Annotated in this window: 8 protein-coding genes and 1 pseudogene; 7 read left to right on the forward strand and 2 right to left on the reverse strand. The window is 66.5% G+C overall.

Features of this window, described 5'->3' with window-relative positions; all coding sequences use genetic code 11:
- Window positions 1-48: 48 nt before the first annotated feature.
- From nuoI to IEY21_RS10475, 6 genes are all read left to right on the forward strand, one after another.
- Complete coding sequence (gene nuoI, locus IEY21_RS10450) at window positions 49-585, forward strand: NADH-quinone oxidoreductase subunit NuoI (RefSeq protein ID WP_188904140.1); 537 nt, start codon at window positions 49-51, stop codon at window positions 583-585.
- 73 nt (window positions 586-658) lie between these two features.
- Window positions 659-1,291 (forward strand): NADH-quinone oxidoreductase subunit J family protein, encoded by a 633-nt coding sequence (locus IEY21_RS10455; RefSeq protein ID WP_188904142.1) that lies wholly within the window; start codon window positions 659-661, stop codon window positions 1,289-1,291.
- A complete protein-coding gene (nuoK, locus tag IEY21_RS10460) occupies window positions 1,291-1,593 on the forward strand; it encodes an NADH-quinone oxidoreductase subunit NuoK (protein ID WP_039682061.1) in 303 nt (100 codons plus the stop codon). Before IEY21_RS10455 ends, nuoK begins: the two co-directional genes overlap by 1 nt.
- A 24-nt stretch (window positions 1,594-1,617) precedes the next feature.
- Entirely contained in the window at window positions 1,618-3,546 is a 1,929-nt protein-coding gene (gene nuoL / locus IEY21_RS10465; protein ID WP_188904165.1) for an NADH-quinone oxidoreductase subunit L, read from the forward strand.
- A gap of 63 nt (window positions 3,547-3,609) precedes the next feature.
- Complete coding sequence (locus IEY21_RS10470) at window positions 3,610-5,052, forward strand: NADH-quinone oxidoreductase subunit M (RefSeq protein WP_188904144.1); 1,443 nt, start codon at window positions 3,610-3,612, stop codon at window positions 5,050-5,052.
- A 1-nt stretch (window position 5,053) separates the two neighbouring features.
- Window positions 5,054-6,520 carry an NADH-quinone oxidoreductase subunit N gene (locus tag IEY21_RS10475; RefSeq protein WP_188904146.1) on the forward strand — a complete coding sequence of 489 codons (1,467 nt, stop codon included), beginning with the start codon at window positions 5,054-5,056 and terminating at the stop codon, window positions 6,518-6,520.
- A gap of 225 nt (window positions 6,521-6,745) precedes the next feature.
- Here IEY21_RS10475 and IEY21_RS10480 read toward each other — a convergent pair whose 3' ends face one another.
- Complete coding sequence (locus tag IEY21_RS10480) at window positions 6,746-8,185, reverse strand: endo alpha-1,4 polygalactosaminidase (protein WP_229753025.1); 1,440 nt, start codon at window positions 8,183-8,185, stop codon at window positions 6,746-6,748.
- Between the two features lie 814 nt (window positions 8,186-8,999).
- Between IEY21_RS10480 and IEY21_RS10485 the strand changes: the two genes are divergently transcribed.
- Window positions 9,000-9,761 (forward strand): DsbA family oxidoreductase, encoded by a 762-nt coding sequence (locus IEY21_RS10485; protein ID WP_188904149.1) that lies wholly within the window; start codon window positions 9,000-9,002, stop codon window positions 9,759-9,761.
- A 60-nt stretch (window positions 9,762-9,821) separates the two neighbouring features.
- Here the strand turns inward: IEY21_RS10485 and IEY21_RS10490 are convergent.
- Window positions 9,822-10,489: pseudogene (locus IEY21_RS10490) on the reverse strand (ATP-dependent zinc metalloprotease FtsH); the annotation flags it as partial.

Genomic DNA, 10,489 nt, shown 5'->3' on the forward strand with positions numbered 1-10,489 from the left:
CCGCCCCCCTTTCCTCCCCGGTTCTTTCCCCCCACAAAGGAGTCCCACATGGGCGTTCTTGACATCGCCAAGGGCATGGGCCTGACACTGGGCAAGCTGTTCCAGAAACCCGTGACCGTGAGCTACCCCGAGCAGCGGGCCACCCTGCAGCCCCGTTTCCGTGGGCGCCACATCCTGACCCGGCACCCGGGCACCGGCCTGGAAAAGTGCATCGGCTGCTCGCTGTGCGCCGCCGCGTGCCCGGCCTACGCCATCTACGTGGAGGCCGCCGAGAACGACCCGGCCTCACCGCACAGCCCCGGCGAGCGTTACGCCAAGGTCTACGAGATCAACATGCTGCGCTGCATCTTCTGCGGCATGTGCGAGGAAGCCTGCCCCACCGGCGCGGTGGTCATGGGCAACGAATTCGAGATGGCCGACTACCGCTACGGCGACTTCGTGTACGCCAAGGAGGACATGCTCGTGGGCGTGACCGGCTCGCTGCCCCAGCGCCGCGAGGCCGCGAAGAGTGGCAAGCCGGTCCGGCTGGGCTTTCAGCTCGACGGCCCGCCCCGCAAGGAGCTCGAGGGGGTGGAGTACCCGTGACGACCCGGCATCCACACCCCGGCCCCTTCTCCTGTGCCCGGCGGACCTGCAGGTTCGCCGCAGGAGGCACTCCATGATGCTCGCCTTCATCGTGCTGGGCGCCCTCGCCCTGGTCGGCGGCGTCATTACCATCGCGGCCAGAAACGCCGTTCACGCGGCGCTGGGCCTGGTGGGCACCCTGATCAGCGTGGCGGGCCTGTTCGCCACCCTGAACGCCTCGTTTCTGGCGGCCATTCAGGTGATCGTGTACGCCGGGGCAATCATGGTCCTCTTTCTGTTCGTGATCATGCTGCTTAATGCCAACACGCCCATCTCCGGACGCGACCCGATTCCGCTGGTGCGCGAGCTCGCGGGGCTGGGCGGCGTGGTGCTGGCCGGCTCGTTCACGGTGCTCGCCTTTTCCTTCCGCGACCCGCGCCCACTGGTCGAGGGCACGGCGGCGCTGGGGGGCGGCTCCGCGCTGCGGGTGGGCGAGACGCTGCTCACCCGCTTTCTGCTGCCCTTCGAGGCGGTCAGCATTCTGCTGCTCGTCGCCATCGTGGGGGCCGTGGCGCTGGTGCAGCGGCCCGCCGCGCAGCCGGACAACGTGCCCGACACCGAGACCGAACCCCTGCCCACCGCGCAGAACATGCCCGCGCGGAGCGGGTCCGGTCCCCAACCCGCCCTGCAACGCCTGAATGACCCCGAAGCGGAGGTGCGTGCCTGATGGTACCGACCGGTTACTACATCGCCCTGTCGGGCATTCTCTTTGCGCTGGGCATGATCGGCGTGCTGACGCGGCGCACCGCCATCATGGTCTTTCTCAGTGTGGAACTCATGCTGAATGCCGCCAACATCGCCCTGGTCGCCTTCGCCCGTTCGTGGGGCGACCTGACCGGGCAGACCGCCGTGTTCATCGTGATGACCCTGGCCGCCGCCGAGGTGGCGATTGGCCTGGCAATCATCGTCGCCATCTTCCGCAAGCGGGAAACCACCAATGTGGACGACCTCGCGGCGATGAAAGGCTGAGTGCTGAGCGTGCCCCCATCCACCGTGCCCCTGTTTCTGCTGCCCCTGCTTCCGCTGCTCGGCTTTGCCCTGCTCATGGTTTTCCCGCGTGCCTTTCCTGGCCGGTCCGGCGGCTGGGTGGCCACCGGCCTGGTGGGCCTGGCCTTCGTGGTGGCGGTCAACCGCTACCTGGGCCAGACCGGAACGCCGGGCCACGAAACGCTGTGGACCTGGCTGCCCAACATGGCGCTGAACGCCAACCTCAGCGTCGGCTTCTATCTGGATCAGCTCAGCGCCCTGATGGCCCTGATCATCACCGGCATCGGGTTTCTGATCCACGTGTACTCCATCAGCTACATGGGCCACGACGCCCGCTTCACACGCTTTTTCGCCTTCCTGAATTTTTTCGTCTCCATGATGCTGATCCTGGTTCTGGCCGACTCGTATCCCCTGATGTTCGTGGGCTGGGAGGGTGTGGGCATGGCCTCCTATCTGCTCATCGGCTTCTGGTTCTCGGGGCGCGGCAGCGAATCTCCGGACCAGAAGGTGCGCGAGGCCGGTGAACGCGAGGGCGTGAGCAACTCCAACGCCGCCCGCAAGGCCTTCATCATGAACCGCATCGGCGACCTGGGCTTCATGCTGGGAATGTTCCTGCTGTACAAGCTGTACGGCACCCTGAACATTGCCGAACTCGCGGAGCGGGCCGAGGGCGTGCGCGTGGCCACGGCGGCGGTGGAGCTGGCCTGCCTGTTCCTGCTTGTCGGCGCGATCGGCAAGAGCGGTCAGTTGCCGCTGACCACCTGGCTGCCCGACGCGATGGCCGGTCCCACTCCGGTGTCCGCGCTGATCCACGCCGCCACGATGGTCACGGCGGGCGTGTACCTGATCACCCGCAGCCACTTCCTGTATGAGCTGGCCCCCAACGCCTCGCTGTGGGTCGCGTGGGTGGGCGGCCTGACCGCGCTGTACGGTGCGCTGTCGGCCCTGAACCAGCACGACATCAAGAAGATCCTGGCCTTCTCCACCGTCTCGCAGCTCGGCTACATGTTCCTGGCCGTGGGCGTGGGCGCGTACTCGGCGGGCGTGTTTCACCTGCTCACCCACGCCTTTTTCAAGGCACTTCTCTTCCTGGCGGCGGGCGCGGTGATTCACGCCCTGCACGACGAGCAGGACGTGCGGCGTATGGGCGGACTGCACAGGTTCATGCCGCTTACGCACCTCGTCTCCATCGCGGGCGTTCTCGCCATCAGCGGCATTCCCATCTGGAGCGGGTTCTTTTCCAAGGACGCGATTCTGGCCGCCGCTTTCGAGACCCAGCCGCTGCTGTACCTGATCGGCCTGATCGTGGCGCTGCTGACCGCCTTCTACATGGGCCGCTGGTATTTCCTGGTGTGGCGCGGCGAGTACCGGGGCGCACAGGCCACCGGCGTCGCGCACCCGCACGAGGCCGACACCCTCACGTTGATTCCGCTGGGCATCCTGGCGGCGGGAGCCACGCTGATCGGGTTCCTGAACATTCCCACCTTCCTGGGCGGAGGCCATGCCTTCGATACCTACCTGGGCCGGGCCATTCCGCAAGAAGCGCACGAGATTGCCGCCTCGACCGAATGGACCCTGACCATCTTCGCCGTGCTGGCGGGGGTGGGCGGGCTGGCATGGGCCTACGCCTCACACCGCCGCCGCCACCTGGACCACGGTCCGCTGGGCCGCGTCAGCAGCAACGCGCTGTACCTGGACCACCTCTACGACGGTCTGGTCGGCGCCCCCAGCAAGGCCATCGCCGGGGCGCTGGACACCGTGGACCGGGGCACCGACGGTCTGGTCGGCGGCATTGCGAGCAACGCGGCGGCCCCCGGCGGCCTGTTCACGCTGTGGCAAAGCGGCTTTGTGCGCGCCTACGCGGTGAGCATGCTGCTGGGCACCGCGGCGATCATCGGGTACTGGGCCCTGAAGATGATTGGAAGTGGAACGTGAGCCGTCTGTGGGCCAGCAAGGCCGGCCTTTCCCTGACCCGACGCCCCGCACTGGAGGCCCCCCATGATTGATCCCCTGTGGCTTCCCACCATCATGATTTTCCTGCCGCTGCTGGGCAGCCTGCTGCTGCTGGCCACACCGAACCGCTGGCGCGACGAGGTGGCGGGCTTTCTGGCCGCACTGACCCTGGGCGTGGGCGTGATGATCTGGTACTCGGGCGGCTCGGGCCTGCTGAGCCTGAACTGGATTCCCTCGCTGGGCATCACCTACAGCGTGGAACTCTCGGGCGTGAGCCTGGCGCTGGCCATGGTCACGGCGTTCATGTCCTTTGTCGCCATCCTGTACGCGGCGCGGCGCATTCCCAATCCGGGAACCATGCTCGCCCTGATCCTGGCCATGGAGACCGGACTGCTCGGCATCTTCGCGGCGCGCGACCTGATCCTGTTCTACGTCTTCTTCGAGGACGCCCTGCTGCCCTCGCTGCTGATGCTTGCCATCTACGGCAAGGCCCACCGCATGCGGGCGCTGGTGAAGTTTGCGGCCTACACGCTGTTTGGCAGCCTGCTGATGCTGATCTCGATCATCGGCGTGCGCTATCTGGGCGGCAGCCCGACGTTCGCCCTGGCCGACCTGCGGCAGAATCTCGTGACCGGCCCGGCGCAGACGTGGCTGTACCTGGGCTTTCTGACGGCCATGGCGGTCAAGCTGCCGCTGTGGCCGCTGCACGCGTGGCTGCCCGACTTTCACGAGCAGAACCACGACAGCGGCATTCCCGACGTGATGGGCACGCTGTACAAGGTGGGCGGCTACGGCCTGTTTACCTTTGCCATCCCGCTGTTTCCCGACGCCTCGCTGGAACTGCGCCCGGTGCTCATGGGGCTGGCCGCCTTCACCGCGCTGTATGCCGCCTGGATTGCCTTCGGACAGACCGACTGGAAACGCCTGCTCGCCTACGCGGGCCTGAGCCACATGGGCTTCGTGGCGCTGGGCGTCTTCTCGCTGAACGAGACGGCCGTGATCGGCGCCATGTACCTGCTCGCCTTTCAGAACCTGTATACCGGCGCACTGTTCCTCAGTGTGGGCATGGTGCAGGAGCGCATCGGCAGCCTGGACACCCGCGTCGGCGGCCTGATGACCGGGGCGGGTGCGCTGGGCGGCCTGACCATGGCCCTGTGGTTCGCCTCCATCGCTGTGCCGGGCTTCGCCGGGTTCATCGGTGAATTCTCCATCCTGCTGGGCGCGTATCAGGTCTCGCCGTGGCTGGCCTTCGCGGCGGGCCTGACCACCATCGCCGCCGCTGCGTACGCATTGACCGCCTTCCAGACCACCTTCTGGCAGGCCCGCCCGCTGGGCGCGGTGGCCGTGCGCGACCTGTACCACACCGAGTGGCTGATCCTGGGCCTGCCGCTGGTGATCGCCATCTTTTTCGGGGTGTACAGCGCCCCGGCCCTGAACCTGATGCAGCCCGCCGTGAGGGCCGTGCTGAGCGCCCTGGGAGGCCGCTGAGATGAATGTCGAACTGACCGTTCCCGATGTCGCCCTGCTGCCCCTGCTGCCGATCCTGCTGGTGCTGGCGGGCGCGCTGCTCAGCACGCTGCTCGGCTTCTGGGTGGCGCGGCGCACCCTGACCATCCTCAACATCGTGGCGCTGCTGTTCTCGGGGGCGAGCATGATCACCCTGTGGAACGGCGGCCTCACCGCCTTTGCCGGGGGTCTGCAGGCCGACAACGCCGCCATTCTGCTGGGCCTGACCATTCTGGTGGGCACCCTGATGACGCTGCTCGTGTCGCTGGACACCGCGTGGCGTGCGCGGGTGAGCTTCCCGGAATTCGACGCCATGCTGATGTACGCGGTGACCGGCTGCCTGCTGATCGTCTTCTCCGGCGACCTGATCGTGATGCTGATCGGGCTGGAGATCATGAGTCTGTCGGGCTACGTCCTGGCCACGTTGCAGAACTCGCGCCGCGCCGAAGAATCCGGCCTGAAGTATTTCCTGCTGGGCGCCGTGGGCAGCGCCATCCTGATCTACGGCATCGCCTTCGTGTACGGCGCGACCGGCAGCCTGAACTACGCGGCCATCGCTGCCCGCGTGGGCGCGGTGAGCAACCTGACCCCCGAGAACGTGGGCATTCTGGTCGGCGGCAGCCTGCTGCTGCTGGCGGGCTTCGCCTTCAAGATCGCGCTGGTTCCCTTTCACCAGTGGACCCCGGACGTGTACAGCGGCGCCCCCACCACCGTCTCGCTGTTTCTGAGCACGGTGGTCAAGGTGGCCGCCTTTGCCGGCATGCTGCGCGTGTTCGGCGGCGCCCTGAACGACGCGCCCGGCTGGGCGAGCACCCTGCAGATCCTGACCGCCGCCACCCTGATCATCGGCAACACGGCGGCGCTGTTCCAGACCAACTTCAAACGCATGCTGGCGTACTCGGCGGTGGCCCACACCGGCTTTCTCGCCATGTGCCTGCTGGGCACCCCGGAACTGGGCGGCGCGGCACTGGCGTACTACCTGCTCGTCTACACCCTGATGACGGCCGCCGCCCTGGCCGTGGTGGCCGCCCTGCAGCGCAGCGAGGCGGGCCTGGAAATTTCCGACATGCGCGGTCTGTACTACCGCCACCCCGGCTACACGGTGGCGCTGGCGGTGTGCCTGGCGTCTCTGGCGGGCCTGCCGCCGTTTGCGGGCTTCTTCGGCAAATACCTGGCGTTCCAGGCGGCCTTCCAGAACGGATACGTGTGGCTCAGCGTGCTCGCCGCAGTCACCAGTGTGGCCGCGCTGGTGTACTACCTGCGCCCCGCCATGCTGATGTTCATGCCCGACCGCACTCCGGCGCGTGAGTACGCCCACGGCCAGCGCTTCCCGACCACCCTGACCGTGGCGCTGGGCGTGGCGGGCGTTACGCTGCTGGGCATCCTGCCCAACGTGTGGTACAGCTGGGTCACCAATCCGGGCATCTGGCAGTTCCTGGCCGGACGGTAATTCCGGCGACACAGGAAAGGGACCGCCCCGGCAATCCTGGGGCGGTCCCTTTCCTGTGCTGTGACCCACCGGCCCGGCACCCAGGCCGAGGGGGGGGGACTGGAGCGCTCCTCTCCTCTCTCCGTGCGGTGAACACCCCAGTCGAAGGAGGCGAACCCTTCGGGGTCCGCCTCCTCAGCATGTCGGGATTTTAGGGGTGCGTCTGTGCCGGCCGGTGCCGGACGTTCAGTTGCAGCTCTCGCGGACGTAGCCGCTCATGCCACTGCCCTTGAGGCCCAGGTCCCGCTTGATGGAGTTGATGTTGAGCTTGTTGGACAGGGCGCAGTCCAGCGCCACGTTCTTGCCGTACTCGGTGTTCAGCGCCAGCTTGCCGCGCTTGACGTACTCGGCCAGCGGTCCGCACTCGTTGTACTGCTGGCACTCCTCGTTCAGGATGCCGTCGAATTTCTCGACCATCATCTTGCCGGTACGGTCCTTGAGCAGAATCTTGTCGGGGCCGTTCTTCTGGAACACAGCCAGGCCGTAGGCGTGGGCGCGGTCGGCCACCCAGCCGTTGAAGTCGATCTGCTGCTGCGTGGTGATGCGCCCGCCGCTCACGTTCTCATCGTTTTGCAGGTTGTCGGGTTCCAGCGCGGCGAAGCCCTTATCGGCGCACATCTTGAAGCGCTTGTTCAGGATGTCGGCCAGCACCGAGTTGGGCTTCCAGACGTCATTGATGTCCAGGAAGTACTCGCCGGGCCAGCCGGGATCGGCCTGAATCTTCAGGTAGGCCGGATACTGCGCCGAGTCCGGCAGGCCGGGCTGGTAGCTGCCCGCGTTGATGTAGCACACCGTGTAGATGCCCTGCGCGTTGAGCGCGGCCACCTTGGCGGCCGAGGCGCCGAAGCCGTCAATGTCCATGAGCTTCACGCCCGCCGGAGCCACGATGTTGGCGTCACCCGAAGCGCCGATCTGCCAGTCCCAGGACACCTTGCCGGTGGGGGGCAGCTTGATGCCGCCCGGCGTCGTGGGGGCCGGAGCAGGAGTCGGGGCCGGAGGAGTGGGGGTGGGCGTAGGAGTCGGGGTCGGCGTGGGCACCGGCGTCGGCTTGGGCGAAGGAGGCGTAGGGGTCGGGGTTGGCGTGGGGGTGGGCTTGGGCGTAGAAGGCGTGGGGGTCGGGGTTGGCGTCGGCGTGGGGACCGCCGGGGTCGGGGTCGGGGCCACGGAGGCCGAAACCACCTCTTCGACGATCAGGTAGTCGATCACGGCGGCGCGGGTCTTGCTGCCCTCACCGTTGACCAGACGCAGGCTCAGACGGTCGCGGGCGCTCAGGGCAAAGGTGCCGAGGTCCTGGGCGTCGTAGGCCGCATTCTTCAGTTCCACGCGCGCCAGCTCCTGATCGCCGCGCATCAGCGCAACCACCGGGTTGCCCTGGAACGCCTCGCCGCGGGCATGCACCTGCACGCGGGAGTGTTCGGTCTCGGTGTACCAGGGAACAACAAAGGTCAGCATGCTGTCCGAAGCCGACAGGCGCACCGCACGCTTGCCGCGGGCCGCGGAGTCCTTGATCACCTCTCCGGCCTTGGAGTTGCGGGGATTGACCACGTCCTGCGGCCCCAGGGCCTCGGCGGCGTCCTCGGCCTCCAGGGTCACGCTGGCAGGCTGCGCCGCGGTGGTCTCGGGCACAGGCTGAGCCGCAGCCGCCTGGGGCATAGGGGTGGAATTCCCGCAAGCACTCAGAAGAGCGGTTACCGTCAACAACATCAGGGGAGCCAGCAAGGGGCCACGGGCAGAAGCTTTATTCATCGGGGGCAGATTATAGAAAGACGCAGGAACATCACTTGAAATATTCGACATTTGTTTGTTGTGTCCCGTACTGGCTTTGTTCCGTGAGCGAACAGTGACACCGGCGTCGTTTTTCATCATGAGTATCCTTTGCGGGGCAGCGAATGCCCCGTCTTTTGGCGTCCTGAACGAGTAAAATGTGAATTGTGGCCCAGACCCTTATTCCAAAGTCTCTTCTCACATTTTCGGCACAAAATTCCAAGCGATTTGCGCGGCGGCCTGTGACAACTGAGTTTTTTGCAGAGGACAGATGAGATGGGCTTCTTTGAGTGCTTTTGTCTCCCGTCTTTGGCGCTGACCCAGGAATATCGCAAGGGACCTGCCGCTGAACTTACGCTCCGACGTTTAAATGCCTTCGGTGCCCGGCTGTGAAATACCCCCAGTTCCCTGGCACACTTCCCTGATCAGGAGTTGGAAAAGTCACGTCCTCATCTCCATCTGATTCTCACAATTCATCAGGATTAAGACTTGATTAAGATAGTGGACAGCGGTGCCCCCCTCTTTCCAGTCAGAGTCCTGTAAGGATCCGGCCAGGAGGGGGGGGTGAGCAAGGCGCCTGACTGAGACGCCGTTCCTCTTATCCCCACATCCCAGCGAGGACGCATTGTGGATCGGCTTTCGCTTTGTTTTTCAAAGTAGCGGCAGAATGGCAGGCATGTCACTGTCCCCTGCCCATCCCGATAAATTGCGCGTCGACATCTGGTCGGACATCGCCTGCCCGTGGTGCTACATCGGCAAGCGCCGTTTCGAGACGGCCCTGCAGGCCTTCGCTCCGCAGGACGCTGTAGAGGTGGTCTGGCACAGCTTTGAGCTCGACCCTCAGGCCCCCACTGAGAATGACCAGAACATGCGCGGCGCACTGGCCCGCAAGTATGGCCGCAGCGCGCAGCAGGCGCAGGACATGATGGACGCCATGACGCAGACGGCGGCGGGCGAAGGCCTGACCTACCACTTTGAGCAGACCCAGCTGACCAACACGTTCCTGGCCCATCAGTTGCTGCACCTCGCCGCAGAGCGTGGGGTGCAGGACGCCATGAAGGAGCGGCTGCTGCGGGCCTACATGACCGAGGGCCGCCATGTGGGGGATCTGGATACCCTGACCGCGCTGGCCGCCGAGGTGGGCCTGGACAGCGCAGAGGTCCGTGCCGCCCTCACGCAGGGCCAGTACGGCCCGGCCGTGCGTCAGGATGAAGCCCAGGCCCATGCGCTGGGCATCACCGGCGTGCCCTTCTTTGTGCTGGGAGGCAAATACGGCGTCAGCGGAGCGCAGAGCCCCGAGGTCCTGCTCGGCGCGCTGCAACAGGTCTGGGCCGAGACCCACCCCGCCCCGCTGACCCTGCTCGGGGCGGCGTCGCCGGCCGAGGGCTGTGAGGACGGGGTCTGTGCGGTCCCCGAACGGGAAACGCAGCGGGCATAGGCGACAGATGCAGCGAGGGGGGCCCCGCAACCAGTCGGCGGGGCCCCCCTGTCGTTGCCGTCAGATCAGATCGGGCGTCAGTCCTCCAGCCGGCTTGGTCGGTTCGTCGGTGCTGCGGGGCTCCGGGTCCTGGACCGGGGCTTCCAGGGCAGGCAGGGTCCCGCCGTCCAGCACCGTCTGCACGTCCTCACCGCTGAGGCTCTCCCGGGCCACCAGCTCGTCGGTCAGGCGGTGCAGGACATGCACGTGTTCGGAGAGCAGGGCCACCGCCCGCTCGAACTCGCCGTTCAGGATGCGGCCCAGCTCGGCGTCAATGTGCTCGGCGGTGTGGTCGCTGTAGACGCCCTGCTGAGGTCCATAGCCCAGGTACCCGGCGCTTTCCTGGGCCAGGGCCAGTTGACCGACCTCGCTCATGCCCCACTCGGTGACCATGCGCCGGGCGATGTTCGTCGCCTGCTGGAAATCGTTCGCGGCCCCGGTCGTGACCTGTCCGGTGGCGACCTGTTCGGCGGCGTGTCCGGCCAGCGCCACGCAGATGCGGTCAAGCAGAGCGCTGCGGGTGTGGTGCATGCGGTCCTCGGGGGTATACAGCGCCGACCCCAGGCTGCGCCCGCGCGGCACCACCGTCAGTTTGTGGGCCTTGTCCGCGTGGGGGAGCAGCTGGGCGGCGAGGGCGTGACCGACCTCGTGGTAGGCCGTGACCTTGCGGTCGGCTTCGCGCACCACCA

Source organism: Deinococcus aerophilus (assembly GCF_014647075.1).
In the GTDB taxonomy this organism is placed as follows: domain Bacteria; phylum Deinococcota; class Deinococci; order Deinococcales; family Deinococcaceae; genus Deinococcus; species Deinococcus aerophilus.

Coding starts and splice junctions, on each gene's coding strand:
- nuoI (WP_188904140.1), top strand. CDS start 49: ATGGGCGTTCTTGACATCGCCAAGGGCATGGGCCTGACACTGGGCAAG.
- IEY21_RS10455 (WP_188904142.1), top strand. CDS start 659: ATGATGCTCGCCTTCATCGTGCTGGGCGCCCTCGCCCTGGTCGGCGGC.
- nuoK (WP_039682061.1), top strand. CDS start 1,291: ATGGTACCGACCGGTTACTACATCGCCCTGTCGGGCATTCTCTTTGCG.
- IEY21_RS10470 (WP_188904144.1), top strand. CDS start 3,610: ATGATTGATCCCCTGTGGCTTCCCACCATCATGATTTTCCTGCCGCTG.
- IEY21_RS10475 (WP_188904146.1), top strand. CDS start 5,054: ATGAATGTCGAACTGACCGTTCCCGATGTCGCCCTGCTGCCCCTGCTG.
- IEY21_RS10485 (WP_188904149.1), top strand. CDS start 9,000: ATGTCACTGTCCCCTGCCCATCCCGATAAATTGCGCGTCGACATCTGG.